The sequence below is a fragment of the Nocardia sputorum genome (assembly GCF_027924405.1).
Lineage (GTDB): Bacteria > Actinomycetota > Actinomycetes > Mycobacteriales > Mycobacteriaceae > Nocardia > Nocardia sputorum.
Window position 1 is genome coordinate 2,197,337 of sequence record NZ_AP026978.1, and the last position, 26,232, is coordinate 2,223,568.

Genomic DNA, 26,232 nt, shown 5'->3' on the forward strand with positions numbered 1-26,232 from the left:
CCGGGCTGTGCCGTTTACGCCGAGAGCGATCGCGGATGCTGTGCGTGCGCCGCTCGTGCGATGATGTCGGGGCTCGATCCCTCAGCCAGGCAAGGATTTTCGTGACGCTTCGCAAGCTGACCCGCGCACTTCCGGGAGCGCTACTCACGCTGGCCGTCCTCGTCGGCTGTTCCGGCGAATCGTCCCACGATCACGATCACCACGACGTGGCATCGAGTGCGGCGATCCCGGTGCGGCCGGAGCAGCAGGACGCGGGACATCGCAGGCTCGATCAACTCGTCGGGGAGTGGAAGGGCGACAAGTCGACCTTCGTCGCCGGCGGCACGGCGGAGAACCCGACCAAGCGGGAGATCGTCTCACGCTGGGCGTGGATCGCCGAGACCGGCAACAATTTCCTGCGTGAAGAAGCCGAGGACATCCACGGCAGCAGTGCGTATTACCGGCTCGGACTCCTCGGTTTCGGACCGACCGACAACCGCTACGAGTGGACGACCGTCGACAGCATCACGCCCATGACGATGAGTTACAAGGGCGCGAAGGGCAGCGGCGGCGATGCCGACATCGTCATGGCCGGTGAATTCACCGATCCGGGCGTGCTCGGCCCGCAGTTCGTCGGCAAGACCATCCCGATGCGCACGCTGATCCGGCTGGAGTCGGCCGACCGGGTGGTCATGGAGATCTATTTCGCGCCGCCCGGCGAAGCGGAGCGGATCGCCGACCGCGTCGTGCTCACCAGGAAGAAGTAGCGGGCGCGCTCACTGCGCGTGCAGGACCAGGCCCGCGCCGTTGTCGTTGCGCAGGGTCAGCGTCTCGGCGTCCACCGTGGCGGTGGTCTTGCCGTCCATGGCCTTCAGCATGGACTGCTCGACCTCCATCACCTCCGGCGAGCACAGCATCTTCGTGGTGGCGATCCGGAAGGTGATCTGCGTACCGGACACCTCGGCGCTGCCGGTGAGGCGATTGCATCCGGTGCTGCCGGAGACGCTGCCGTCCTCGGCGATGGTGAGCGTCGGCTGCGCCTCGTCCAGAGCGCGCGAGCGGATACTGCTGTTGTCGGTGATGAGCGCGGTGACCTGCCATGCCGTGCCGTTGACCGGTTTGTCCGGCCGAGCGACCTTCTTGTCGAGCAAGGTCACCGTGCGGTCGGGACTGCGCAGGGTGAGCCGCGAGCCCTCCAGACGCCAGCTGGGCCGGGAATTCAGCAGGCCGCTGAGCCACTCGTCGGCGCCGTGCCGTTCGTCCTCGCAGGCCATCAGGGTGGTGGCCAAGCCGGAGACGCGCAGGACCTGGTCGTCCAGAGAGACCGCGCCGGTGAACTTGTTGCACCCCGCGTCGGCCGCTACCCGGTCTTCGGTGAAGCTGATCGTCAACGGGCCGCCGCCGGGAATCGGGGCGCCTTCGACGTCCGTCGAGAGAAAGGTGCGGCCCACCGGGGTCGGCTCGCCCCCGCCGCGATCCGGCTCTCCCCTCGAGCACGCCGCGATCGCGCAGAGGGCGACCAGGACGAGCGGTGCTGATCGCGCGAAGAGTGCCGCCATGCGGCGATGCTACCGACGACGGCCCGCCGCACGGAGTTCGCACCGGCCTCATCGGCCTGCCGACGGCCCGCTACAGCGCCGGATCCGGGACTCATGGGATGACTAGGCCCGCGCCGTATTACGATCTGTGCCGTGCACCGATGCTTCCCGATCACCCCGCCGCCCGCCTCCTGAGCGAGGTGTAGGTATCCAGCGCGCCCCCGTGTGGTGGGCGCGCTCTTTTCGGCATCGCCGCGCACCTCGCTTCCGCGACCCCATCCCTTTCGTCGCAGGAGCGCGATTCTTCATGTCCTCATCTGTGTCCTCTGCCGCCCGTTCCGGGGTGGTCCACCTCATCGGCGCCGGATTCCTCTGGGGTACCGGCGGTCTGCTCGGCACGCTGGTCCATCGGGCCACCGGTTTGCCGCCCGTCTCGGTAGCCACTTGCCGCCTCGCCGTCGGCGGACTGCTGCTGGTGGTCCTGCTCATGGGCACGCGGCGGCCGTGGCCGCGGGATCCGTCGGCCTGGCGCCGGATCGGCGCGGTCGCGGTGCTCGCCGCGGTCTTCCAGGCCGCTTACTTCGGCGCTGTCGCGGCGTCGTCGGTCAGCCTCGCGACACTGATCACGATCGGCATGTCGCCGGTGGTCGTCGCGGGGCTGGAGCACGTCACCGGCCGGCATGCGGTGGACCGGCGCCGCGCGGTGACGATCGGCATCGCCCTGGGCGGACTGGCGTTGCTGGTCGGCGCGCCGACCAGCCGTGCCGGTGCGGGCGCGTTACTGGTGGGCGCGGCGCTGGCGGCGGTGGCCGCGGTGGCGTTCGCGACGGTCACCGTGCTCAACGCGGCGCCGGTGCCCGGGCTGGACGCGATGACCACGACGGGCCTCGGGTTCACCGGCGGCGCGGTGCTGCTCGTTCCGCTCGCCGCACTGGGCGGGCTGACGTTCGACCCGACGCCTGCCGGTCTCGCGCTGGTTCTGATGCTGGGGCTCGCGCCCACGGCGGTCGCCTACACCTTGTACTTCCGTGGGCTGTCGGAGGCGGGCCCTGGCATCGCCGCGGTGCTGGCCCTGCTCGAACCGCTCACGGGTGCGGCGCTGGCGGCGGTGGTCCTGGGCGAACGCCTCACGGTGCCGGGGCTGGTCGGGGCCGCGTTGCTGATCGTGGCGTTGCTGCTGGCCGCGACAGCGGCGCGTACGGCGGACCAGGGGCCGGACGCGGCGTCAGGGCGGCGTCGTCGCCGCGACTAAGCTTCGGCGCGTGACAACTGCCGCGACGACCCCGATCTCCACCTGGGCGCCGCTGCGGGCACCGGTGTACCGCGCGCTGTGGGTGGCGCAGCTGGTGTCGAATCTCGGCACCTGGATGCAGACCGTCGGCGCGCAATGGATCATGGTCGACCAGCCCAACGCGGCGGCGCTGGTGTCGTTCGTGCAGACCGCCATCACGCTTCCGGTGATGCTGCTTGCCATCCCGTCCGGGGTGATCGCCGACCTGGTGGACCGGCGCAGGCTGTTGCTCGGCGCCCAGTCCACGATGGCGGTACTGGCCCTGCTGCTCGCCGTGTCGACGGCGACGGGCCACACCACGCCCACGGTGCTGCTCACCTTGTTGTTCCTGCTCGGTTGCGGCCAGGCGTTGACCGCGCCGGCCTGGCAGGCGATCCAACCCGAACTGGTCTCGCGCGAGCAGATCCCGGCGGCGTCCGCGCTGGGCAGCATGAACATCAACATCGGCAGGGCGGTGGGACCCGCGCTGGCGGGCGCGCTGGTCTCGCTGTCCGGGCCGACGCTGGTGTTCGCGCTGAACGCGGTGTCGTTCGTCGGGATCGTCGCGGTACTGACGGTCTGGCGCCGGCCGGCGACCGACCGGCGCCTGCCCACCGAGCGCCCTTTGGCAGCGCTGCAGGCCGGCACCCGGTTCATCCGCGCGGCGCCCGCGATCCGCCGGGTGCTGCTGCGTTCGATCCTGTTCATCGCGCCCGCGAGCGCGGTGTGGGCGCTGCTGCCGGTGATCGCGCGCGACCGGCTCGGGCTGTCGTCGTCGGGGTACGGCTTGATGCTCGGAGCCCTCGGCGTCGGCGCGGTGCTGGGCGCGGCGGCGCTGTCCCGACTGCGGGCGTGGCTGACCCCGACACAGCGGCTGACCATCGCCGCGATCCTGTTCGGAGCGGCGACGGCGGGCACGGCGCTGCTGCGCGTGCTGCCGGTGGTGCTGGTGCTGCTGGTGTTCGCGGGGCTGGCGTGGCTGCTGGCGATGTCCACCATGAACTCGACCATGCAACTGCTGCTGCCCGCCTGGGTGCGGGCGCGTGGGCTGTCGGTGTACCTGCTGGTGTTCATGGGCGGACAGGCGATCGGTTCGCTGGTCTGGGGTCTGGTCGCCGACGCGATCGGCTCGGTACCCGCGCTGCTGTGGGCGGCGGCGCTGCTGGCGTTCTGCGCGGTGAGCACGGTGTGGCTGCCCATCCGGAACGACCCCGAGGTGCTCGACCTGACACCTTCGGCGTTCTGGCCGGAACCGGAGCTGGCGGTCGTGCCCGATCCCGACGACGGTCCGGTGCTGATCCTGCGCAGTTACGACGTGCCGCCGGAGGACGTCGAGGAATTCCTCGCCGCCATGGCCTTCGTCGGCCGGTCACGGCAGCGCACCGGCGCGATGGAATGGCGTCTGTATCGCGACGTCGGCGTGGTCGACCGCTTCGTCGAGGCGTTCGTCGTACGGTCGTGGGCCGAGCACATGCACCAGCATCAGGTCCGGCTCACCGCGCAGGATCAGCTGCGGGAAGAGGCCGTCGCGAAGTTCGGCGCCGCCGAGGGCGACCAGGTCACCCACCTGGTCGCGGTGGACCGGCGCTGACGCCGGTTCCGGCCGAGTGCCTGATTCGGTGCGATCGCACCGACCGCATACACTGTCCGGCATGCGGATGTTCCTGGATATCCTCCTGATCATCACCAGCGTGCTGCTGGTGCTGCTGGTGCTGCTGCACCGCGCCAAGGGTGGAGGTCTGTCCAGCCTGTTCGGTGGCGGCGTGCAGTCCAGCCTGTCCGGGTCCACCGTCGTGGAGAAGAACCTCGACCGCGTCACCATCTTCACCGGCGTCATCTGGCTGATCGCCATTCTCGGCATCGGCCTGGAGATCAAGTTCGCCTGATTCCGGCGGTCACCGCGCCCGCCGTGAGCGCCGCCGCACCGAGCACGGTCGCGGCGATGACGAACGCGGCGGGATAACTCGTCCCGACCACCGGGGTCACCACCACGGGGCCGAGGATCTGTCCGGCGCCGTACCCGGCGGTCAGCGGTGCCGCCGCGGCCACGTCGGTCAACCGGCGCCGACCCGCATCGCGAGCATGACGATTCCCACGAATGTCCCCCCGAACAGCACTGCCGCCGCACCCACGGCCCAGACGGCTTCGGACGACGCCGGGAGCGCCGCCGACACCCACTGCGCCACCAACGCGATAGCCAACAGCAGCGCGGTAGGCCAGCGTCGCGCGGCCACGGCCCAGAGTACGGACGGCACCGCGCGGCCGCCGCGCCCACGACGACCCACATCGCCGAGCCGGTCACCGGCCCGCGCTGCGCGCTCACCGCCGCGAGCGAGAAGGTCCCGATGACGATGTACCCGAGTCCTTCGAGGAAGTACGTGACCAGCAGGGCACGCCAGGTGCGCGAGCGGCGGGCGGCGCCGCGCGGGACACGGTGCCCGGGGCGGATCTCGAGCGCCACGGGAACCAGAAGGGCGGCGGTCAGCGCCGCGGAGAGTAGCGAGAGAAGCTGCCACGAGACCAGCGGTCGCAACGCCAGCACCGGCAGGCCGGTCCACGCGATGCCGAAACCGATGCCGCCGAAGACTATTCCCGCCGACTGCTGTATCTGGCGTGGCGCGCGCCCGGTCCCGCCGCGCTCGGTGCAGCGCTTCCTCGGCGCGCTCTGACGGAGTCAGTCGACGCGCGGAATGCGGCCGTCGATGTCGGTGAACCCGTAGTACTCGGCGAGATCGGCCACCGGCCAGGGCAATCCGGTGCGCGAGCGCCGCCCGGCGTCGGTGGCGAGCGCTACGACGGCGCGGCCGGTGAAACGGGGTGTCTGCGCGTCGCCGAGGTCGAAGGTGCCCTCCCCGGGCAGCGTGACCAGCCGCCTGCCGTCGGCGTCGGCCGGAACCAGTTGCAGCAGTTCGGTGTTCACGATGCCGGGCCAGAGCGAGACCACGGTCACCTCGGTGCCGGCGAGGTTGTGCGCCAGGTCGGCGGTGAGCCGGTCCAGAGCGGATTTCGCGACGCCGTACACGGCGTTGTGCATGTATCTGCGTGCCCCTGGCGAGGAGATGTTGACGATCAGCCCGCCCGATTCGATCAATAGCGGTGCGGCGAAATAGCTCGCCACGTAATGGGATCGGACGCCGACGTCGAACGACTCGTCCCACGCCGCGGGCGGCACCTCCCAGAACGGCTTGCCCAGCCAGCGTGCCGCGGCGGGGGAGTTGTAGACGTTGTTGACCAGCACGTCCAGTCTGCCGTGCTCGGTGCGGATCAGCTCGAACAACCGCTCCACCGCGTCGTCGTCGCGGTGATCGCACACGAACGGGATGCCGACACCGCCCGCGGCATCGATTTCCGCGGCCGTGGCGTGTACGGTGCCGGGTAGCCGTCCCTGCGCCGCCGAGCGCCCGGTGACGAACACCGTGGCGCCCGCCGCACCGAGTTCCAGCGCGATCCCCTTGCCGATGCCGCGGCTGGCGCCGGTGACCACCGCGACCTTGCCTTCGAGCCTCTCGGGTATTCCGCTCACGAAACCGGAACATTACCGTGAAACGATAACGTGTTCTAGGTTTTGGAGGTCCGAGTGGAACTGACTCATCGGTTCGTGACGTCCGGCGGTGTCCGCATGCACGTCGCCGAGCAGGGAACGGGGCAGCCGGTGGTCTTCTGCCACGGTTTCCCGCACACCTGGTACATCTGGCATCGCCAGCTCCCCGCCATCGCCGCGGCCGGATACCGCGCTCTGGCACCGGACTTGCGCGGGTACGGCCGGACCGACGCCCCGGCCGACCCGGAAGCGTACACCAATCACGCGGTGTGCGGGGATCTGCTCGCCCTGCTCGACGACATCGGCGCCGAGCAGGCGGTGTTCGTCGGTTTGGACTTCGGTGCGGCACTGGTGTGGGAGCTGGCGTTGCGCGCACCGGGGCGGGTGCGCGGCGTCATCGTCTTGAACAACCCGTTCGCGCCGCGCCCGCCGCGTGCTCCGTCGCAGTTGTGGGCGAAAGCCGCGGCTCGGCACTTCCTGCACCTGCACTACTTCCAGACCCCCGGCGTGGCGGACGAGGAACTCGCCGCGCATCCGAGGGAGTTCCTGGCCCGCGTGTACTACGCGCTCAGCGCCGACTACCACTACCTGGACACCTGGCGCTTCCCGGCCGAGGGCACCGGCTACCTCGACGTATTGCCGCAAGCGCCCGCGCTGCCGTGGCGCTGGCTCGGCGCGGACGAGTTGGACGTGCTGGCGGGGGATTTCGAACGCACGGGATTCACCGGCGGGCTGAACTGGTACCGCAACCTGGACCGCAACTGGGAGCTCACCGCCGACTACGCCGCCGCGAAAGTCACTGTGCCCGCCTACTTCCTGTACGGCGACCGCGATCCCGACATGGAGGGTTTCAGCGGTCGTGACCCGCTGGCCACCATGCGCGCGCACGTCACCGACCTGCGCGCGGTCACCGAGATCGCCGACGCCGGTCACCTCGTGCAGCTGGAGCGGACCGAGCGGGTGAACGCGTTGCTCACCGCCCATCTCGCCCACCTCGCGGCGCACCGGGCCGGCCTTCCGGCCTGAGGCGAAACGTCCTCGGGCTCAGTGCGGTTCGTTGTCGGTGGGCACCGCTAATGTTCGGTGAATGAGTTATAGCCTGAGCATCTACGTCGTCGAACTGGACAGGATCTCCGGCGCCATCGGGTCCCGGGACGACAAGCTCCGGCGGATGATCGGCGGCCGGTTCAAGGCCCAGCTGACCCATGACGACGACTGGTTCGCCGACGAGATCGCGGCCGGCGCGCCCACCCGCTACGAGGCGGTGCGCGCCGTCATCGACGGCGGCCCGTTCGACCCGGCCTACGGTTTCCAGTACGGCTACGCCTACCAGACGATCTGCCAGTTCTACGGACGGTTCGTGGACAACCGCTACTTCTCGGCGTTCCGTGGCCGCTGGCTCGACCACATCGACGACGGCCTGGCCACGCTCGGCATCAAAGCGGTCAGCGTCCGCGCGTTCATGTACCACTCGCTGCCGCCCGCGCTGCCGCAGCCCGACGAGCTGCCCGGCTACGGCGAATGGACGCCGGAGCAGTGCGCGGAGGCGCTGGTGCAGTGGGAGTCGACCACACCGCCGCAACGGGAGGAGGTCGACCACGAGGTGCTCGCGGCCATCGAATCCTGCGTCGCGTGGATCCGGGAGGCGCAGGCGCGTCCCGGCTGGGGCGTCGCCGGGTTCTTCTACTGAGCCGCGGACCTACTGGTATTCCCCGGCCAGCTTCGGGTAGTCCGACCACCGCGGCAGCGGCTGGTAGTCGAGGTAGGCGGTGAGGCGGTCGAGCAGGTATTGCCAGCGCGGGCCGATCGCGCCTGCGTCGGCGGGAGGCACGTGGCGGCGGGTCAGTTCCACGGTGGTGACCACGCCGACCTGGCTCATCCGGACTTCGAGCAGGCAGCCGTCGATGTGCACGACCAGTTCGTGCGGCGCCTGGCAATGGTCGACGCGCACCGCGACCGGGCCGGAGACGGGACCGTCGAACAAGTCGATGGTGAGGTTGCCGTTACCGCCGGAGACGGCGCCGAGCCAGCGGGCGAGCTGGCCGCGCTCGGTGGCCGCCGACCACACGTCCAGCACGGGCTTGTGGAACGACCGCAGGTAGTGCAGAAGCACCAGGTCGCCGTCGGCCGTGTGCTCGTGCTCCGGTCGCACCTCGCCGAGCATGGACATCGTGGTCATCGCGAGTCCTTTCCACTGCTGGTCACCGTCACTCTCACTGTATTTCCACTATTCCCCGGCCGAATCGAATTCCGGGGAATGCCGGGCCTCGGCGCGCCGCGGCCGCGTGCCGGTCTCATCGGCCAGCAGCCGGAGGGCCGCGGCTTCGATACGGTCCTCGTCCAAGAGCACCGTCGCTGCGGCCGGGCCGAGCGGGACGAAACTGTCTTCGCTGGTCACGCGCGCGAGGCGGCCGGTGAAACCGGCGTCGGTCAGAGCAGTGCACACCGCCTCCGACACGCCACCGCTGCGGCGGGTCTCGTCCGCGACGAGCACCCGCCCGGTCGCGTGCGCGTGCCGCAGGAGATCTTCCACCGGAAGCGGCGCGAGCCAGCGCAGGTCGAGCACACGCGCGTTGATCCCGTGCCGGGCCAGCCGCCGTGCCACGCGCAGGCTCATCGGCACGCCGTTGGCGAAAGTGGCGATGGTCAAGTCGGCCCCGTCACCGTAGACGCGGGCGCGGCCGATCTCGACGTGTCCGGCCGCGGACGGGCGCGCCAGCCAGCCGTCGTCTCCCGGATCGTGCAGGTCGCGGGTGTGGTACAGCGCGATGGGCTCGAGATACAGGCACACCCTGCCGTCCACCCGGGCCGCGGACGCGCACGTGCGCAGTATCGCCGCGGCGTCGTCGGCGCGGGACGGGGAGGCCAGCACGACGCCGGGGATGTCGCGCAGCGCGGCCACCGAGTTGTCGTTGTGGAAATGGCCGCCGAACCCTTTCTGGTAGCCGTATCCGGCGATGCGCACCACCATCGGGTTGCGGTAGCGGCCGTCGGAGAAGAACGACAGCGTGGCGGCTTCGCCGCGGATCTGGTCGGCGGCGTTGTGCAGGTAGGCGAGGTACTGGATCTCCGGGATCGGCACGAGACCGGCCAGCGCCGAGCCCAGCGCGGTGCCGAGCACGCTCTGCTCGTCCAGCAGGGTGTCGAACACCCGGCGCGCGCCGTACGTCTTCTGCAATCCCTTCGTCACGCCGTACACGCCGCCTTTGCGGCCGACGTCCTCCCCGAAGACCAGCACGTCGCCATCCCGGTCCAGCAGGCTCGCGAGGGTGTCGTTGATCGCCTGCGCCACGGTCATCGGATCGGTCCGCGCCGCGCCGTTGCGGCGGGGCGGCGCATCCGCGCTCGCGATCGCGCGGCCGGTGTCCGGGTATGCGCGGGGGAGCGGTCCGGTGCGGAGCACGTCGGCGCGCACGAGCGCCGGGTGGGACGGGGCGATCGGTGCGATGACGGCCGCCGCGGAGGCGAGTTTCGGTTCGGCGGAGACGAGTTCGGCGGTCGCGGCGACGCGGCGGCCCAGCTCGGCATAACGGTCGAGCACGTCGGCGGGTGTCGCCACGCCGGACTCGATGAGCAGCCGCGCGGTCGCGGTCACCGGATCGCGGGCGAGGTCGGCGGCGAGGTCGGCGGGCCGGCGGTAGGCGGTTTCGACATCGGATCCCGCGTGACCGAGCAGCCGCACTGTCCGCAGATGCAGGAACGCGGGCGCGCGGTGGTCTCGCACCCACCGCGCGGCGGCCTCGGCGGTGGTCAGCGCGTCGAGGGCGGCACAGCCGTCCGCGGGGAAGTACGCCAGGCCCGGGCGGCCGCCATACGCCTGCTCGATCCACTCCGGGGGCGTGGGGACGCTGATCCCGATGCCGTTGTCCTCACAGACGAACAGGATGGGCATCGCGATCCCCTGGTGCGCGGTGTGTATCGCGGCATTGATCGCCCCGGCCGCGGTGGAATGGTTGGCCGACGCGTCGCCGAAACTGCACACCACCACCGAGTCGGCGGGCCACGGACCGGCGACACCCAGTCGCGCCGCCCGATCGATCGCGAACGCCAATCCGACCGCGCGTGGGAGGTGCGACGCGATGGTCGAGGTCTGCGGGATGATGTGGGCGGCGGCGCTGCCGAACACCTTGTGCCGCCCACCGGAAATCGGGTCCGCCGCCGCGGCGACCACGCCGAGCAGCACGTCCCGGATCGGATCCAGCCCGGGGACGCGCCGGGCCCGGTGCACGAAGAACGCCCCCGACCGGTAGTGCAGGAGTGCTGGATCGGTGACCCGCAGGGCGGCCGCCACGGCGGCGTTGCCCTCGTGACCGGACGATCCGATGCTGTAGTAACCGCGCCGGGCGCTGCCGAGACGGCGTGCCGCGAGATCGAGATGCCTGCTCGTCGCTTGGGCTTCGAACAGTTCCAGGCACGCAGTGCCCGTGATCGCGCCGCCGGGCGCGATCGGCTCGTCCGCCGGTCGGCCCGGTCGCGGGACGAGGGCCGCGACGGCGGTGCGGAACCGCTCGTCCAGATCCACTGCCAGCTCGGTCACCGACCGATCATCTCGTAAAATCCGCCGTTCGGCTGCGATTTCCGGCGTTGGTCTTCCGGCAACCGAGCCGGGCGGCGGACAAATTTACGAGAGCTTGCTCAGTGCAGAGCGGACGCGGCCTCCTGATCGAGCAGCCACGTGGTGGAATCGATACCCGTCGCACCGGCCGCGGGCACCTCCACCGGCTCGGCGCCTCCGATGGCCGCGGCGACCGCCTCGGCCTTGGCCGCACCGCCGACCACCAGCACGACGTGCCTGCTGCGGCGGATCGCGGGCAGGGTGAGCGTCACCCGCACCGGCGGCGGTTTCGGTGAATTCGTGACGGCGACGACGAGCTCGTGCTCTTCGCGCACCGCGTCGGTATGCGGGAACAGCGAATTCACGTGCCCTTCGCCGCCCATGCCGAGCAGATGCAGATCGAACGCGCCGTGTTCGGTGAGGTGGGCGTGCACCGTCGCGGAGTACTCGGCGGCCGCCTCTATCGGGTCGGGATACTCGCCGTCGGAAACGGCCACCGGATGCACCCGCGCCGGGTCCACCGGCACGTGGTCGAACAACGCCCGCCTGGCTTGCAGGTCGTTGCGCTCCGGATCGTTGGCGGGCACGAAACGCTCGTCGCCCCAGAACACGTCGACCCGGGACCAGTCGATGTCGCCGGGCGACTTGCGTACCTGCTCGAGCAGGGCGATGCCGGTGCCGCCGCCGGTCACCACCACCGACGCGGAACCGCGCTCGGCCTGGGCCGCGACGACGATCGAGACGAAGCGGGCCGCCGCGGCGGCCACCAGCGACTCGGTGTCGAGGTGCACCTCGACGGTGTCACTGGGGAACGGCGAATCGGTGTGCTCACTCATAGATCACCTTCTCCAGTCCGGCCAGCGCCTCCGCGTAGGTCTCGTCGGCGTCCAGCCTGCGTAGGTCTTCGGCGAGGCAATCGCGAGTCGCTCTGCGCGCCAGGGCGATTCGCTGCACCGGTTCTCCGGTGCGGGTCAACGTCGCGGTGCGGCCGGTCTGCGGGCGTTCGATCGCGATGGAGACGGTGGGGCGGTGCAGTTCCACCCGCAGCGGGCCGGTGCGCCTGCGCACCGGGCAGTCCAGCCGGGCGGCCAGCCAACCGGCCAGCATGTCCAGGGCGGGCTCGTCGCGCAGCCCGGACACCGTCACCGAATCCACCGACTCGAACGGCGGCTCGTCCATGGCCGCCGCCAGCAGGGCGCGCCAGTACGTGATCCGGCTCCAAGCCAAATCGGTGTCGCCGCTGGCGTAGGACTGCAGCCGCTTCTTGATCGCCGCCTGCGGATCGGGCGCGAACGTGGCGTCGGTGATGCGGCGGCCGGCCAGGCGGCCCACCGAATCCTTGGACGGGAACTCCGGCGCCCCGCGCGGCCACCAGGCGACCACCGGCGTGTCCGGCAGCAGGAACGGGGTGACGACGCTGCTCTCGTGATTGACCAGCGCGCCTTGCAGGCGCAGCACGATGACCTCGGCCGCGCCCGCGTCGCCGCCCACCCGGATCTGCGCGTCCAGCCGGGTGGCGGCCTCCCGATCACCGCGCGCGAGCACCACCACCCGGCAGGGATGCTCGCGGCTGGCCTCGTTCGCCGCCTCGATCGCGTGCTCGGCCTCGGAGCTGTCGAGCGTGCACACCACCAGCGTGAGCACGCGGCCCACGGTGATCACGCCGTTGTTCTCGCGCAGCTGCACGATGCGTTTGGTGACCTCGCCGGTGTCGGTCCCGGGCATGTCCACGATCACGGGCGCCGCCATTCCCGCCCGGTGCGGGCGATCATCTCGTCGGCCGAGGCCGGACCCCAGGTACCCGCCTCATACGGCTCCGGCCTGCCTTCGGCGGCCCAGTGCTCGAGCACCGGATCGAGAATGCGCCAGGACAATTCGACCTCCGCGTTCACCGGGAACAGCGACGGAACCCCGAGCAGCACGTCGAGGATCAGGCGTTCGTAGGCCTCGGGAGAGGACTCGGTGAACGCCTCGCCGTAGCTGAAGTCCATGTTGACGTCGCGCACCTCCATACCGGAGCCGGGCACCTTCGAGCCGAACCGGGTGGTGATGCCCTCGTCCGGCTGCACCCGGATGACCAGCGCGTTCTGCCCGAGTTCCTCGGTCATGGTCTGGTCGAACGGCAGATGCGGGGCCCGCTTGAAGATCACCGCGATCTCGGTGACCCTGCGGCCGAGCCGTTTTCCGGTGCGCAGGAAGAACGGGACGCCCGCCCAGCGGCGGGTGTCGATCTCCAGCCGGATCGCGGCATAGGTCTCGGTGGTCGACTCCGGGTCGAAGCCTTCCTCCTGCGCCAGGCCGACCACGTGTTCGCTGCCTTGCCAGCCCTCGGTGTACTGTCCGCGCGCGGTGGTCTCGTCCAGTGGTTCGACGAGCTTGGTCGCGGAGAGCACCTTGATCTTCTCGGTCTGCAACTGCTTGGGCTCGAAGCTGATCGGCTCCTCCATGGCGGTGAGCGCCAGCAGTTGCAGCAGGTGGTTCTGGATCACGTCGCGCGCGGCGCCGATGCCGTCGTAGTACCCCGCGCGACCGCCGAGCCCGATGTCCTCGGCCATGGTGATCTGCACGTGGTCGACGAAATTGGCGTTCCAGATCGGCTCGTAGAGCTGATTGGCGAAGCGCATCGCGAGGATGTTCTGCACCGTCTCTTTGCCCAGGTAATGGTCGATGCGGAACACCCGTTCCTCGGGGAATACCCCGTTGACCAGCGCGTTGAGCTCCTGCGCGCTTTTCAGGTCGTGCCCGAACGGCTTCTCGATCACGACCCGCCGCCAGGGTTTGCGCGCCGCGTCCGGCCCGGTCGTCTGCGCCAAGCCGTGCGCGCAGAGCTGATCGAGCACGACCGGGAACATGTTCGGCGGGATCGACAGGTAGAACGCGTGGTTGCCGCCGGTGCCGCGCTCTTTGTCGAGCGTGGTGAGGGTGTCGGCGAGCCGGTCGAACGCCGCGTTGTCGTCGAAGCTGCCCTGGACGAACCGGATGCCTTCGGAGAGCTGGTCCCAGACCTCCTGGCGGAAGGGGGTACGCGCGTGCGCCTTCACCGCCTCCAGCACCACTCGGGCGAAGTCCTCGTCGGCGTAGTCGCGGCGCGCGAAGCCGACCAAGCCGAATGCCGGGGGCAGCAGCCCCCGGTTCGCCAAGTCGTAGATGGCCGGCATCAGCTTCTTGCGGGACAGGTCACCCGTGACGCCGAAGATGACCATGCTGCACGGTCCGGCGATGCGCGGAAGACGTTTGTCCCGCTTCTCACGCAGCGGGTTGTGCCATTCGACCGCGTCCGGCCGATCCGCGGGCGCTGCTTCGGCCATCGGTCAGCCGTTCCCGGTCGACGCCGACTTCAGCTCGTCGGCGGTGGCGGAAAGCAACTCCTCCCAGGATTTCTCGAACTTGTCCACGCCCTCGCGCTCGAGCACCGCGAACACGTCGTCGAGGTCGATGCCGACCGCGGCGAGTCGATCGAAGACCTCCTTGGCCTCCTCCGCCTTGCCGGAGACCGTGTCGCCGCCGATCACGCCGTGGTCGGCGACCGCCTGGAGCGTCTTCTCCGGAAGCGTGTTCACCGTGTTGGAGGCGACCAACTCGGTGACGTACATCGTGTCGGGGTACTCCGGGTTCTTCACCCCGGTGGAGGCCCACAGCGGGCGTTGCCGATTCGCGCCCGACGCGGCCAGGTTCAGGAACGTCGAGGTGTGCTTGCCGCCGTCGAACACGTCCTGGTACTCGGCGTAGGCCAGGCGGGCGTTGGCGATGCCGGCCTTGCCGCGCAGCGCGAGCGCTTCCTCGGTGCCCAGCGCCTCCAGCCGCTTGTCGATCTCGGTGTCCACACGGGAGACGAAGAACGAGGCGACGGAATGGATCTTGGCCGGGTCGTGGCCGCCGACCTTGGCCTTCTTCACACCTTCCAGATACGCGCCCATCACCGCGCGGTAGCGCTGGACCGAGAAGATCAGCGTGACGTTGACGCTGATGCCCTCCGCGATCACCGCGGTGATGGCGGGCAGGCCCTCCTCGGTGGCGGGGATCTTGATGAACAGGTTGGGCCGGTCGACGATCTTCCACAGTTCCACCGCCTGCGCGACGGTGCGGTCGGTGTCGAACGCCAGGCGCGGGTCGACCTCGATGGAAACCCGGCCGTCCACGCCGCCGGTCGCCTCGAAGACCGGAGCGAACACGTCGCAGGCCGCGCGGACGTCGTCGGTGGTGATGGTGCGGATCGCGGCGTCGGCGTCCGCGCCTTGCGCGGCAAGCTCTTTCAGCTGGCCGTCGTAGGCGTGGCCTTGACTGAGCGCACCCTGGAAGATCGTCGGGTTGGTGGTGACCCCGACGACGGACCGGGTCTCGATCAGCTCGAGCAGGTTGCCGGAGCTGATCCGGTCCCTGGACAGATCGTCGAGCCATACGGACACTCCCGCCGCCGAGAGGGCGGCGAGATTCTCGTTCTGAGCCATGAGCGCTTATCCCTTCACGTTCTCGAGCGTGCGCTGCGCGGCGGCAACGACGGCTTCCGGAGTGAAGCCGAATTCGCGGAACAGGGTCTTGTAGTCGGCGGAGGCGCCGAAGTGCTCGATCGACACGATCTCGCCCGCGTCACCGGCGAACCGGTGCCACGGCATCGCGATACCGGCTTCGACGACGACACGCGCGGCGACCGCGGGCGGAAGCACCTCGTCCCGGTAAGCCTTGTCCTGCGCGTCGAACCACTCCACGCACGGCATCGACACCACGCGGGTGGCGATGCCCTGCTCCTCCAGCGTAGTGCGGGCGGCGACGGCGAGCTGCAGCTCCGAACCGGTGGCGATCAGGATCACTTGCGGTGTGCCGGTGGACGCCTCGGCCAGCACGTAGCCGCCCTTCGACACGCCCTCGTAGCTGGTGCCCTTCAGGATCGGCAGATCCTGGCGGGTCAGCGCGAGCCCGGACGGGCCGTCCTGGTGCGGCAGTTCCGACACCGAGAAGTGCGACCGGTGCTCGCTGCTGTCGCGTTCCAGGATGGTGCGCCAGGCGTAGGTGGTCTCGTTGGCGTCGCCCGGACGGACCACGTTCAGGCCCGGGATCGCGCGCAGCGCGGCGAGGTGCTCGATCGGCTGGTGCGTCGGGCCGTCCTCACCGAGGCCGATGGAGTCGTGGGTCCAGACGTAGATCGCGGGCACCCGCATCAGCGCGGCCAGACGGACGGCGGGACGCATGTAGTCGCTGAAGACCAGGAAGGTGCCGCCGTAGGGCCGGGTCGGGCCGTGCAGCGCGATGCCGTTGAGGATCGCGCCCATCGCGTGCTCGCGGACGCCGAAGTGCAGCGTCCGGCCGTACGGGTCGGCCTTCCACATGCCGGTGGAGATCGACTCCGGCCCGAAGCTGGGCTGGTCGGGCATGGTGGTGTTGTTGGACTCGGCGAGGTCGGCCGAACCGCCCCACAGCTCCGGCAGCACCGGCGCCAGTGCGGCGAGCACCTTGCCGGACGCCTTGCGGGTGGCCATACCCTTCGGGTCCGGTTCGTGGACAGGCAGATTCGCGACCCAGTTGTCCGGCAGCCGCCGCTCGATCAGGCGGTCGAACAGCGCCTTGTTCTCGGGGTTGGCCGCGGCCCACGCGTCGAAGGACTTCTGCCACTGCGCGTGCGCCTCGCGTCCGCGCTCGATGACCTTGCGGGTGTGCTCGATGACGGCCGGGTCCACGTCGAAGCTCTTGTCCGGATCGAAGCCGAGGACCTTCTTGGTGGCGGCCACCTCGTCGGCACCCAGCGCCGCGCCGTGGGCGGTACCGGTGTTCATCTTGCTGGGCGCCGGGTAGCCGATGATGGTGCGCAGCACGATGATCGAGGGCTTGCCGGTCTCGGCTTTGGCGGCTTCCAGCGCGGCCTCGATGGCGACGACGTCCTCGCCGCCCTCGACCACCTGCACGTGCCAGCCGTAGGCCTCGTACCGCTTCGCGACGTCCTCGGTGAAGGCGATGGTGGTGTCGTCCTCGATGGAGATCTTGTTGTCGTCGTAGATCAGCACGAGGTTGCCCAGTTGCTGGGTGCCCGCGAGCGACGACGCCTCGGAGGTGACGCCTTCCTCCAGGTCGCCGTCGGAGGCGACGACGTAGATGAAGTGGTCGAACGGGCTGGTGCCGGGCGCGGCGTCCGGGTCGAACAGACCGCGCTCGCGCCGCGCGGCCATCGCCATGCCGACCGCCGAGGCCAGACCCTGGCCGAGCGGGCCGGTGGTGATCTCCACGCCGTCGGTGTGCCGGAATTCCGGGTGGCCCGGGGTGAGCGAGCCCCACTTGCGCAGGTTCTTCAGGTCGTCCAGTTCCAGACCGTAGCCCGCCAGGTAGAGCTGGATGTACTGGGTGAGGCTGGAGTGCCCGCAGGACAGCACGAACCGGTCCCGGCCGACCCAGCTGGGATCGCTCGGGTCGATGCGCATGGTGCGCTGGTAGAGCGTGTACGCCAGCGGCGCCAGGCTCATCGCGGTGCCGGGATGGCCGTTTCCGGCGTTCTGCACCGCCTCGGCGGCCAGGACCCGGATGGTGTCGACAGCCTTGGTGTCCAGATCCGTCCAGTCGTCCGGGTGGTTCGGCTGAGTGAGGGCGCGGATGTCGTCTGTGATCGACACGACCGAGGTTCTCCTGACATTGGTTTCGTCGACGGCGGGTGGGTTTCTGACGGCGATGATCGCGCGGCAGCTACGGCGTGCTCACCGGGTATACCCAACTACCCTAGATGTGCCCGGTGACCGGCACACCATTAACCCTGTCTTGGTTTCGCGAGGCCCGTTGCGCTGCGTGTTCGCAGGTGGGGTTTCGCGAGCGGCGACGGCGTCGGCGGGGCGTTGGCGGCCTTGCACGATGGCCGCGCGAGCGGGTGGAACCGGTCTCTCCCGCGCCTGCCCCGGGTCCAGGCCGAACCGCGAACGCCCTCGTGGAAAGCGCTTTCGGTGTGGAGGGGCAGTGCCGAGCAAGCGACTGCTTTGTGGCGTCCACCAGTGCGGTAGCGAAGTTGCTGGAAAACGTCACCCCAAGGCGCGGCGGATTCGCCCGGCCCCATCCGGTCCGACGAAATTTCCAGCCGGGCGGCGCGCCTGAGTGGCACACGACGGAACGGCCCCGCGCGATTCGCCTCCGTCATGTGCCACTCGTGAGTTCTGATGCGAGTCGCGGACGGTACGCGGATCGGGCCGAGCATCCCGGCCGGTGGCGGCGTGGGCGAGTGAACGTCCCTGGCGAAGCCGTCGCGGCGGCGCGGAACGAGCCGTCGGGCCCGTCACATTCCGGCGCTGTAGCGCGGGGGCGACGGGAGGGGCGGGGGCGGCGGGGGTCTACCATCCTTTGTAGTAGTAGTCGCGCCGCACCGGTCGGAAAGAGGCGCCGGGGCGGACCGAAGTCCGGCGCGGGCACATCGGTACCACCGGGACGAGCGCACTGCTGGTCCATGCCGGATGCGATGCACAGCGTGCGAGGAGAGACAGTGCGGATTGGGCAACAGCCGGGTGGCGATGGTGCGCACGGCTCCTCCGCGACGGCGCTGGCCGACCGGTTCACGGGTCCCGGCCTACCGTCCCGGCTGATGCGACGGATCCTGGCCTACGTCGCGCTGACCAAGCCCAGGGTCATCGAGCTGCTGCTGGTCGCCACGATCCCGACCATGCTGCTCGCCGACCGCGGCACCATCGACATCCGCCTGATCCTGGCGACGCTGTTCGGCGGTTGGATGGGCGCGGCGAGCGCGAACACGCTCAACTGCGTCGCCGACGCCGACATCGACAAGGTCATGAAGCGCACCGCCAAGCGGCCGCTGGCCCGGGAGGCGGTGCCGACCCGCAACGCCTTCGTGTTCGGCGTCGCGCTCGGCGCGGGCTCCTTCGCCTGGTTGTGGTGGCAGGCGAATCTGCTCAGCGGCCTGCTGGTCGTCGCGACCATCCTGTTCTACGTCTTCGTCTACACCCTCGGTCTCAAGCGCCGCACCTCGCAGAACGTGGTGTGGGGCGGCGCGGCGGGCTGCATGCCCGCGCTGGTGGGCTGGTCGGCGGTGACCGGCGGCATCGGCTGGCCCGCCGTCGCGCTGTTCGGCGTCATCTTCTTCTGGACGCCGCCGCACACCTGGGCGCTGGCCATGCGCTACAAGGAGGACTACCGCGCGGCGGGCGTGCCGATGCTGCCGGTGGTCGCCACCGAGCGGGCCGTCACCAAGCAGATCGTCGTCTACACCTGGCTGACCGTGCTCACCACACTCGCACTGGTGCCCGCCACCGGCGTGATCTACGCGGCCGTGGCGCTGGTGGCCGGAGCGTGGTTCCTGCTCATGGCGCACCAGCTGTACGCGGGCGTGCGGCGCGGCGAATCGGTGAAGCCGCTGCGGCTGTTCCTGCAGTCGAACAACTACCTGGCCGTGGTGTTCTGCGGTCTCGCGGTGGACTCGGTGCTCGGCTGGGACACCATCGGCAGCTTCTTCAGCTGAGCGCGCCGATGTAGCCGTCCGGGCGGACGAGCACCCGGGTGCCCTCGCTCGCGGCGTAGGCCGCGTGGGCATGCCCGTCGACGTCCACCACATGCGGCCCCGTTACTTGTGCCCCTGGCCGTACCACCGCATACGCGTGCGGCACCGCCTCGGTCGGCGTACCGAAGCTCAGCACCGTCGCGTGCGGCCCGCGGAACAGGTCGAACAGCCGGACGGCCCGTCCTCGCTCGTCTTTCACCGGCGCGTCGGGCGCGCGGTCGCCGACGGCCAGTTGCTCGCGCGCGGCCGGGTCGCGGTAGCTGATGTCCAGCTGCTGGGTCTCCGGTCCGCGTTCCATCGCGTCGTCCGCACCGTCGACCAGTTTGTCCAGTAGTGCGGAGCTGAGACCCAGCACCTCGGCGGCCACGGTCCTGCGCTCGGCTTCGTAGCTGTCCAGGAGCGTGTCGTCACCGGAAAGCGCGGCGGCCAGCTTCCAGCCGAGGTTGTAGGCGTCCTGGATGCCTGTGTTCATGCCTTGGCCGCCGGTGGGCGGGTGCGCGTGGGCGGCGTCCCCGGCGAGGAAGACCCGGCCGTCGCGGAAACGCCGCGCGAGGCGGATGTTCGGCCGCCACACGGTCACCCAGGTCAAGTCGGTGAGGGTGACGTCGTCGCGTCCGCAGTAGCGGTCCACGTACTCCTGCAGCAGCTCGAGGCTCGGCTCGGCGTCGCCGTTCAACGGGGCGGCGAACTGGAACTGACGCCCACCGGGCAGCGGAGACAGCGCGATGCCCTGCATGGGCTCGTCGGCGGCGGCGAACCAGTAACCGAACTCGTGATCCAGCGCGTCGGCGCGCACGTCGCCGAGCAGCATGCGCAGCGATTCGTCGGTGCTGCCTTCGAACGGGATGCCGAGTGTCTTGCGCACGGTGCTCTTGCCGCCGTCCGCGCCGACCAGGTAGGCGGCGCGCACGATCTCCCGCGTGCCGTCGCGTTCGAGCGTCGCGGTGACGCCGTCGCCGTCCTGTGTGAAGCCGGTCAGCGCGGTGCCGAGTTCCACGTGTACGCCGAACTCGGCGAGCCGGTCGCGCAGGATGGCCTCGGTGCGCGACTGGCCGAGCACCCACAGGTTCGGGTAGGGGACGGCGGGGGTGGGCTCGACCGGCTCGCTCATTCGGCGTTCGGCCACGAACTGTCCGTCCAGGTGCACCCGCATCACCGGTGTCGGCATGCCTGCCGCCAGCATCGCGTTCAATACGCCCAGGTCATCGAACACTTCCAGAGTGCGCGGCTGGATGCCGTCGCCCCGGGAGCCCGCGAAGAAGGTGGCCGCCTTGTCGACGATCCGGACCGGGATGTCCCGGCGCGCGAGATCGAGGGCGAGGGTGAGACCGGTTGGTCCGGCGCCCGCGACGAGAACCAGCTGCGACATGTCGTACTCCTGATGAATCATTATTCAGTGAATGTCGATTCAGTGTTGCGCTTGGTACGTTGCGTTGTCAAGGAGGTGAGGTGGGTGTCGCTGAGTCGCAAAGAGAAGTCCGCCGAAACCGAGCAGGCGTTGAAGGCCGCGGCCCTGCGCTTGTTCGCCGAGCGCGGCTACTTGAACACCAAGATCACCGACATCACGACGGCCGCCGGACGTGCGGCCGGGTCGTTCTACAACCACTTCGCCAGTAAGGAAGAACTGCTCCAGGCGCTGCTGAACGACCTGGCGGCGGCGGGAGACGAGCGCGCGGAGGGTCCCGGCCACAACCCGGATTTCAGCGACCCGGAAGCGGTGCGCTATCACGTCGCCGGGTACTGGACCTTCGCCCGAGAACACGCGCCCGTGCTGCGCGCGGTGAATCAGGCGGCTCTGGTCAACGAGGAATTCGCGCAGATGCTCGCGCGTTTCGGTGTCCAGCAGCGCGCCGACATCGCCGACCATGTGGCCGGCTTCGCCGACAAGGGATTGCGGCTGCCGAGCACGGACGATGCCAGCTTGGCGATGATGTTCCTGCTCACCCAGAGCTTGCTGGCCGCGGTGGAGGAAGGAAACATCGAATTGACCGACGAGCAGGCCGTGGAGGGCCTGACCCGCTTCATCTATCGCGGACTCACCGGTCGCGACTACTGACGCCGACGGTGGGCGACCCGCCGGATTCACCCACCTCGCGCGTCTACGGAAGCAGGACGATGGAACCGGTGGTCTTGCGACCTTCCAGGTCACGGTGGGCCCGCTCGGCGTCGGCGAGCGGGTAGGTGGCGCCGATCCGGATGTTCAGCGTGCCCTTGGCGATGGCCTCGAGGATGTCGCCCGCGCGCCAAGTGAGCTCGGCGCGGTCCCGGGTGTAATGCGCGAGGGTCGGGCGGGTGACGAACAGCGAGCCGGCGGTGCTGAGCCGTTGCAGGTCGAACGGCGGCACCGGACCGCTCGCGCCGCCGAACAGGGCGAGCGTGCCGCGCACGCGCAACGCGGCGAGGCTCGACTCGAAGGTCGCCGCGCCGACGCCGTCGTAGGCCGCCGCCACGCCGACGCCATCGGTGAGGGCGCGCACCCGGTCGGCGAGATCGTCGCCGTAGCGCAGCACCTCGGCGGCTCCCGCCGCGCGCGACAGCGTCTCCTTCTCGTCGGAGGAGACCGTGGTGATCACCCGGACGCCGCGTGCGTTGAGCAGCTGGGTCAGGATCAGCCCGACGCCGCCCGCGCCCGCGTGCACCAGCACCGGCTCACCGGGTTCGGGCTTGTAAACGGACTCGATGAGATAGTGCGCGGTCATGCCCTGCAACAGCGCCGAGGCGGCCACCGGAGGGTCGACGCCGTCGGGCACCGGAATGGCGACCGCGGCGGGCACCGCCACCTTCGGCGCATAGCTGCCGGGTGCGGCGGCCCAGGCGACCCGGTCGCCGACCGCGAACTCGGTGACGTTCGCGCCGACCTCGGCGACGACGCCGGTGCCCTCCGCTCCCGGGACGTAGGGCACGCTCTGGGGGTAGCGCCCGGTGCGGATGTAGGTGTCGATGAAGTTGATGCCGATCGCCTGCGTGTCGACCAGCAACTGGTCCGCCCCGACCTGCGGATCGGGCACCTCGACGTACTTCAGGACCTCGGGACCACCGTGTTCGGAAACCTGAATGGCGCGCATGAGTTCCAGTTCTACACCCGAGCGGCGGGCGCGGTGCCTACCGGTCGGTAAACTGCGTGCCATGAGTGCTGAAACCGCCACGGCGCCGGAGAAGCTGTCGGGCGCCCTCGTGGAATCCGTCAAGGGATTCGTCGCCGACCACGGACGTTCCGCCACGGCCGTGCTGCAGCCGATCGGCCGCGCCGGCGTGCGCGTCACCCTGGTCGGCTCCGATGGTGTTCTCGGTGACCGGGTCGTCCCGGACCTGGAGACCGCCAAGGCGCTGGTCGCCACCATCGACGGTCTCACCGAGGCCGACGAATGGGATCGCGAGCTCACCTCGATCGTCACGCCGCGCAAGGGCCACTGGGCCAAGATGGCGGGCTGGGTCGCCAAGCAAGCGCGTTTCCCCAAGGCGCGCAACGAGAAGTGATCGTTGCGTAGCCGGATGACGCTGCCCGCCCGGATCGGCGCGGTGCTGGCAGCCGGGTGGACAGCCCTTGTGGCAGCGGCGATTCCGGCGGTCGCGGAGCCGGAGACATCTTCCGCGCTGCGCGCCTGCACGCCGGGTGACTACCCGCCGTACTCGATCAGGGATGACGCGGGCGGCTACCGCGGCGTGGACGTGGATCTCGCGCGGGGTTTCGCCGCACTGCTCGGCCGCCCGATCGAGTTCGTGCCCGTGACCTGGGCGACGCTGCCGACCGACTTCGCCGAGCGCAACTGCGATGTCGCGGTCGGAGGCATTTCCGACCTGCCGTCGCGTCGCGCGTTCGCCGACTTCTCGATCGCTTACGGGACCGACGGCAAGGCCCCGGTCACCCATCGCGCGAGCGGCGCGGCGTACTCGACCGTCGCGGAGATCAACCGTCCCGATGTGCGCGTGATCGCCAATCGCGGTGGCACGAACGAGGACTTCGCGCGCAAGAACTTCCCCGCCGCGCAGCTCACCTTGTGGCCGGACAATCTGACGATCTTCGGCGAGATCGAGCAGGGCCGCGCCGACGTGTTCGTCACCGACTCGGTGGAGGGCCGCTACCGCGTGCGTCAGCACCCCGACCTGCAAGTGCTGCATCCCGAAGCGCCGTTCGACTCGTTCGGGAAAGTTCTGCTGGTGCGGAAGAACGATCCCGTTCTGGCGGCCTTGCTGGACGCCTACTTGACCTCCCAGCTCGCGACGGGCGCGGTGGACCGGTTGTTCGACCAGTGGATCGGGCCGAACGCTCCCGTCGGCTGAGGCAGGTCGCTGTCTGCATGGCGCGGCAGTGCCGACGGTCAGGCGGGGCTGTCGACTTCCGGTTGTGCGCGATGCGCTGACTGCGAAACCCGTGACGTCGGGCGACGAGAACCGCTACGAGCCGGCGATATGCGGCGATCCCGACGCTCGGCGAGGAACCCAGGGGGTGAAGGCGAGCGGGTAGGCGGCCGAGCCGACGGTCAGTTCGGCGCGGAACGCTCGGCCCCGTCGCGGCGCGGATGTTCGAGGAGCGCCTTCCACGCTGCCTGCCAAGGGAACAGGGGGAGGCGCGCCTCACCAGTGCCCCGCTCGTGCGGCTCGCCTTCGCCGATCACGATGGCGACGCCCCACTCCGACAGTTTGCGGATCCCCTCCTGGATCGCCGGAAAGCTGATCTGCGCGCGGTTCGAGTACGGCACGCCGACGATCGGCAACCCCTTGCCCAGCCCTTCGACCAGCAGACCGAGCAGCAGAGTATCCGAGATCCCCGCAGCCCATTTGGCGATCGAATTGCCGGTGAGCGGGGCGGCGATGATGCCGTCGGCGGGTGGCAGCACATCCGGGGTGCCCGGTTCCTTGTACTCGCTGCGCACGGGATAACCCGTCTGCGTCCTGATCGCGTCGACGTCGATGAACCCCATACCGGACGGCGAGGCGATCACGCACACCTCCCAGCCGTCCGCCTGGGCCAGGGCGATCAACTTGCCGACATCGCGCGAGGCGGGCGAGCCGGTCACGAGGGCGTACAGCACCGGATTTCCGTTGGCGTCCACAGCATCATGGTGTCACGCCTCCGCTTCGTGTCCAGGCGACTCGGCCCGCTCGGCGTTGGTCCGGGCCGGCGAGAGTGGCCGTGACGACTACGTCGCGCTGCCTCGACTACGAGTGCTCAGGTGGGGATCGCGCCGATGCGTTTGGCGAGGCGGCCGAGGTCGCCGGTGGTGAGGTTGCGGTGGGCGGTGCGCATCATGTGGGTGACGAGTTCGCGGACATGGGTCATGCCTCGGATTTGTTGGGGGGCGATGTGTTCAGCGTGCAGGAGGGCGTGCAGGCAGTTGCGGTGGTCGCGGCGGAGGGCGTGGGCGCGGCCGATTTCGACGAAGTATTGGGCTCGGCGGCCTTGGGCGGGGATGGTTCGGGGGTTGAGGGTGGAGGCGAGTTGGAGGACTTGGCCTGGTTCGCGTTGTTCCATCGCTGCGGACATGCGCCACAGGATCACGTTCGTGGCATCGAATGTCGGATTGCGTAGAGTCGCGGTTTCCGGAGGCACGTGATCGAGCCGAGTCACTTGCTGGCTCGCTTCGTTCAAGTGGTCGGCGGGGTCGCCGCCGAGTGCGGCGGTGACGAGCGCGGCTTGTAGATGCAGCATGCCGTGGGTTTCGATCTCGCCGCGACTTCGCACATCCGGGCCGAGGTGCTCGGCCGCGTTGGCAGCTCCGTCGAGCGCGGCAGTCAGAGAGCCTGGACGCGACAGAAGGATCTGGCTTCGAGTGAAGGCTGCGGTAGCCGGACCTGACGTGCCACCGATGTTCTCGGTGGCGCGTTCGATTTCCTGCGCCGCTGTCCATGCCAACGCCGAGTATCCCCGTGCCTTCAACGACGCGGCCGTCGTATATGCCGCAGCCGCAAGCACGTCCCACGCTGTATCTCGATCGGCTCCGGTCGACTCACGGGTGAGCCGATAACAGTCGGTGAGCAAGGAAGGCAACAGCGGTCCGAGCGCCGCATAGTCGCACGCACGCCGCAGATGGGCGGCATGACGTGCTGTCGCCGCGAGGTCCCCGAGGCTGCGGGGTGGCGCAGTCGGTGTGGTGTCGCCCCGGGTCCAGAGCGCGGTTTCGATGTCGGGCACCGCGGCGTGGAATCCGGCCGACGACGGGTCGAACCGGTCGTCTTGATCGCCGGTCAGATCACCGACCATGACGCCGAGTGCCTGGGCGAGGGTGTGCAGGGTCCGGCGGGAATCGATGGGCCGCTCGCCGTTCTCGTATTTGGCGATCGCGCCCCGGCTGACGCCGACCCGGTCGGCCAGCACCTGCTGGGAGATGCCACGGCGCGCGCGAATGGCGCGCACCTGCCGGCCGATGTACCGGCCCTCGTCTTTCCCCGGATCCTCGCTCATCGGCTCTCCCTCGCCGGATGCTGATCGAAACCTCATGCTAGACCTGTCGCCAGGTGTCCCGCAGCGGGACAGCGCCGGTCCGGCGGCCCGCCAAGCTGTTGCGAGCACTCGCCGTCGGGACGGGGCGCGACCATGCGTGCGACAGCCGGTCGTGCCCACCCCTCGGGTGCTCAGAATGCGATGAGCAGGGGAAGGCAAACATGATGCGGGGAAAGGCAATTGGTTTCGCGCGCCCAGATGCGGCCGGGACGCGCCGCGGTGCGGCGATCGCGGTGCGGGCGACTGGTGACCGATCTGCGTTCGGCGCGGTCCGCGTGCCGATAGTGCTCGGAATCGGTCAGCTGCTACCCCTGGCGAATCGATTGGCTCGCTACGGTTTTCGCGCGGAAATCGTGCGGTGTCCCGCTCGGCTCGGCGCGCTGGCGGAGCTACTGCCGTGCGGACGTAACTCGCGCAGACCGGCTTCGCGC

The 26,232-nt window shown here is 69.8% G+C and carries 25 protein-coding genes and 1 pseudogene; 10 read left to right on the forward strand and 16 right to left on the reverse strand.

Annotated features, from left to right (window positions below; translation table 11 throughout):
• Positions 1-101: 101 nt before the first annotated feature.
• The gene (locus tag QMG86_RS10225) at positions 102-746 is read left to right on the forward strand and encodes a DUF1579 family protein (RefSeq protein ID WP_281879108.1); all 645 of its coding nucleotides are present in this window, start codon (positions 102-104) and stop codon (positions 744-746) included.
• A 9-nt stretch (positions 747-755) separates the two neighbouring features.
• On the opposite strand, the gene QMG86_RS10230 is transcribed toward QMG86_RS10225, so the two are convergent.
• A complete protein-coding gene (locus QMG86_RS10230) occupies positions 756-1,538 on the reverse strand; it encodes an META domain-containing protein (protein WP_281879110.1) in 783 nt (260 codons plus the stop codon).
• Positions 1,539-1,824: 286 nt separating this feature from the next.
• On the opposite strand from QMG86_RS10230, the gene QMG86_RS10235 reads away from it, so the two are divergent.
• From QMG86_RS10235 to secG, 3 genes are all read left to right on the forward strand, one after another.
• On the forward strand, positions 1,825-2,769 hold the full coding sequence (locus QMG86_RS10235) for a DMT family transporter (protein ID WP_281879111.1): 945 nt from the start codon (positions 1,825-1,827) through the stop codon (positions 2,767-2,769).
• Positions 2,770-2,779: 10 nt separating this feature from the next.
• Complete coding sequence (locus tag QMG86_RS10240; RefSeq protein WP_281879113.1) at positions 2,780-4,378, forward strand: MFS transporter; 1,599 nt, start codon at positions 2,780-2,782, stop codon at positions 4,376-4,378.
• 61 nt (positions 4,379-4,439) lie between these two features.
• Positions 4,440-4,673: a preprotein translocase subunit SecG gene (gene secG, locus QMG86_RS10245; protein ID WP_039798855.1), complete on the forward strand. Its 234-nt coding sequence runs from the start codon at positions 4,440-4,442 to the stop codon at positions 4,671-4,673.
• On the opposite strand, the gene QMG86_RS10250 is transcribed toward secG, so the two are convergent.
• The 4 genes and pseudogenes from QMG86_RS10250 to QMG86_RS10260 form a co-directional block, all read right to left on the reverse strand.
• Positions 4,660-4,845 (reverse strand): hypothetical protein, encoded by a 186-nt coding sequence (locus tag QMG86_RS10250; RefSeq protein WP_281879114.1) that lies wholly within the window; start codon positions 4,843-4,845, stop codon positions 4,660-4,662. The two genes, secG and QMG86_RS10250, sit on opposite strands and share 14 nt — an antisense overlap.
• On the reverse strand, positions 4,842-5,042 hold the full coding sequence (locus QMG86_RS10255) for a YbfB/YjiJ family MFS transporter (protein ID WP_281879115.1): 201 nt from the start codon (positions 5,040-5,042) through the stop codon (positions 4,842-4,844). Before QMG86_RS10255 ends, QMG86_RS10250 begins: the two co-directional genes overlap by 4 nt.
• Positions 5,043-5,101: 59 nt before the next feature.
• Positions 5,102-5,329: pseudogene (locus QMG86_RS33545) on the reverse strand (YbfB/YjiJ family MFS transporter); the annotation flags it as partial.
• Between the two features lie 132 nt (positions 5,330-5,461).
• On the reverse strand, positions 5,462-6,310 hold the full coding sequence (locus tag QMG86_RS10260; protein ID WP_281879116.1) for an SDR family NAD(P)-dependent oxidoreductase: 849 nt from the start codon (positions 6,308-6,310) through the stop codon (positions 5,462-5,464).
• A gap of 96 nt (positions 6,311-6,406) precedes the next feature.
• Between QMG86_RS10260 and QMG86_RS10265 the strand changes: the two genes are divergently transcribed.
• Both QMG86_RS10265 and QMG86_RS10270 read left to right on the forward strand, forming a co-directional pair.
• The gene (locus tag QMG86_RS10265; RefSeq protein WP_434086200.1) at positions 6,407-7,354 is read left to right on the forward strand and encodes an alpha/beta fold hydrolase; all 948 of its coding nucleotides are present in this window, start codon (positions 6,407-6,409) and stop codon (positions 7,352-7,354) included.
• 61 nt (positions 7,355-7,415) lie between these two features.
• Entirely contained in the window at positions 7,416-8,018 is a 603-nt protein-coding gene (locus tag QMG86_RS10270) for a DUF7691 family protein (RefSeq protein WP_281879119.1), read from the forward strand.
• Positions 8,019-8,027: 9 nt separating this feature from the next.
• Here the strand turns inward: QMG86_RS10270 and QMG86_RS10275 are convergent, their stop codons facing one another.
• The 7 genes from QMG86_RS10275 to tkt form a co-directional block, all read right to left on the reverse strand.
• Positions 8,028-8,507 (reverse strand): SRPBCC family protein, encoded by a 480-nt coding sequence (locus QMG86_RS10275; protein WP_281879120.1) that lies wholly within the window; start codon positions 8,505-8,507, stop codon positions 8,028-8,030.
• Between the two features lie 48 nt (positions 8,508-8,555).
• The gene (locus QMG86_RS10280) at positions 8,556-10,856 is read right to left on the reverse strand and encodes a thiamine pyrophosphate-dependent enzyme (RefSeq protein ID WP_281880890.1); all 2,301 of its coding nucleotides are present in this window, start codon (positions 10,854-10,856) and stop codon (positions 8,556-8,558) included.
• A gap of 107 nt (positions 10,857-10,963) precedes the next feature.
• The gene (gene pgl, locus QMG86_RS10285; protein ID WP_281879121.1) at positions 10,964-11,719 is read right to left on the reverse strand and encodes a 6-phosphogluconolactonase; all 756 of its coding nucleotides are present in this window, start codon (positions 11,717-11,719) and stop codon (positions 10,964-10,966) included.
• Positions 11,712-12,620, reverse strand: coding sequence for a glucose-6-phosphate dehydrogenase assembly protein OpcA (gene opcA / locus QMG86_RS10290; RefSeq protein WP_281880892.1), 909 nt, complete (start codon positions 12,618-12,620; stop codon positions 11,712-11,714). Before opcA ends, pgl begins: the two co-directional genes overlap by 8 nt.
• The gene (zwf, locus tag QMG86_RS10295; RefSeq protein ID WP_281879123.1) at positions 12,617-14,191 is read right to left on the reverse strand and encodes a glucose-6-phosphate dehydrogenase; all 1,575 of its coding nucleotides are present in this window, start codon (positions 14,189-14,191) and stop codon (positions 12,617-12,619) included. The genes opcA and zwf overlap by 4 nt, the downstream gene beginning before the upstream one ends.
• Before the next feature lie 3 nt (positions 14,192-14,194).
• Positions 14,195-15,331 carry a transaldolase gene (gene tal, locus QMG86_RS10300; RefSeq protein ID WP_281879125.1) on the reverse strand — a complete coding sequence of 379 codons (1,137 nt, stop codon included), beginning with the start codon at positions 15,329-15,331 and terminating at the stop codon, positions 14,195-14,197.
• A 6-nt stretch (positions 15,332-15,337) separates the two neighbouring features.
• Positions 15,338-17,479 (reverse strand): transketolase, encoded by a 2,142-nt coding sequence (gene tkt, locus QMG86_RS10305; RefSeq protein ID WP_281879127.1) that lies wholly within the window; start codon positions 17,477-17,479, stop codon positions 15,338-15,340.
• 950 nt (positions 17,480-18,429) lie between these two features.
• On the opposite strand from tkt, the gene QMG86_RS10310 reads away from it, so the two are divergent.
• The gene (locus QMG86_RS10310) at positions 18,430-19,320 is read left to right on the forward strand and encodes a heme o synthase (protein WP_281880894.1); all 891 of its coding nucleotides are present in this window, start codon (positions 18,430-18,432) and stop codon (positions 19,318-19,320) included.
• Here QMG86_RS10310 and QMG86_RS10315 read toward each other — a convergent pair.
• Positions 19,313-20,728 carry an FAD-dependent monooxygenase gene (locus QMG86_RS10315; RefSeq protein ID WP_281879128.1) on the reverse strand — a complete coding sequence of 472 codons (1,416 nt, stop codon included), beginning with the start codon at positions 20,726-20,728 and terminating at the stop codon, positions 19,313-19,315. The genes QMG86_RS10310 and QMG86_RS10315 overlap by 8 nt on opposite strands.
• 84 nt (positions 20,729-20,812) lie before the next feature.
• Between QMG86_RS10315 and QMG86_RS10320 the strand changes: the two genes are divergently transcribed.
• On the forward strand, positions 20,813-21,415 hold the full coding sequence (locus QMG86_RS10320) for a TetR/AcrR family transcriptional regulator (RefSeq protein ID WP_281879129.1): 603 nt from the start codon (positions 20,813-20,815) through the stop codon (positions 21,413-21,415).
• A gap of 43 nt (positions 21,416-21,458) precedes the next feature.
• Here the strand turns inward: QMG86_RS10320 and QMG86_RS10325 are convergent, their stop codons facing one another.
• Complete coding sequence (locus tag QMG86_RS10325; RefSeq protein WP_281880896.1) at positions 21,459-22,424, reverse strand: quinone oxidoreductase family protein; 966 nt, start codon at positions 22,422-22,424, stop codon at positions 21,459-21,461.
• A 61-nt stretch (positions 22,425-22,485) separates the two neighbouring features.
• On the opposite strand from QMG86_RS10325, the gene QMG86_RS10330 reads away from it, so the two are divergent.
• Both QMG86_RS10330 and QMG86_RS10335 read left to right on the forward strand, forming a co-directional pair.
• A complete protein-coding gene (locus QMG86_RS10330; RefSeq protein ID WP_159837638.1) occupies positions 22,486-22,836 on the forward strand; it encodes a hypothetical protein in 351 nt (116 codons plus the stop codon).
• Between the two features lie 15 nt (positions 22,837-22,851).
• Complete coding sequence (locus tag QMG86_RS10335; protein ID WP_281879131.1) at positions 22,852-23,640, forward strand: transporter substrate-binding domain-containing protein; 789 nt, start codon at positions 22,852-22,854, stop codon at positions 23,638-23,640.
• 200 nt (positions 23,641-23,840) lie between these two features.
• Here the strand turns inward: QMG86_RS10335 and QMG86_RS10340 are convergent, their stop codons facing one another.
• Both QMG86_RS10340 and QMG86_RS10345 read right to left on the reverse strand, forming a co-directional pair.
• Positions 23,841-24,413, reverse strand: coding sequence for a flavoprotein (locus QMG86_RS10340; protein ID WP_281879132.1), 573 nt, complete (start codon positions 24,411-24,413; stop codon positions 23,841-23,843).
• A gap of 116 nt (positions 24,414-24,529) precedes the next feature.
• Positions 24,530-25,870: a helix-turn-helix domain-containing protein gene (locus QMG86_RS10345; RefSeq protein ID WP_281879133.1), complete on the reverse strand. Its 1,341-nt coding sequence runs from the start codon at positions 25,868-25,870 to the stop codon at positions 24,530-24,532.
• Between the last annotated feature and the right edge of the window lie 362 nt (positions 25,871-26,232).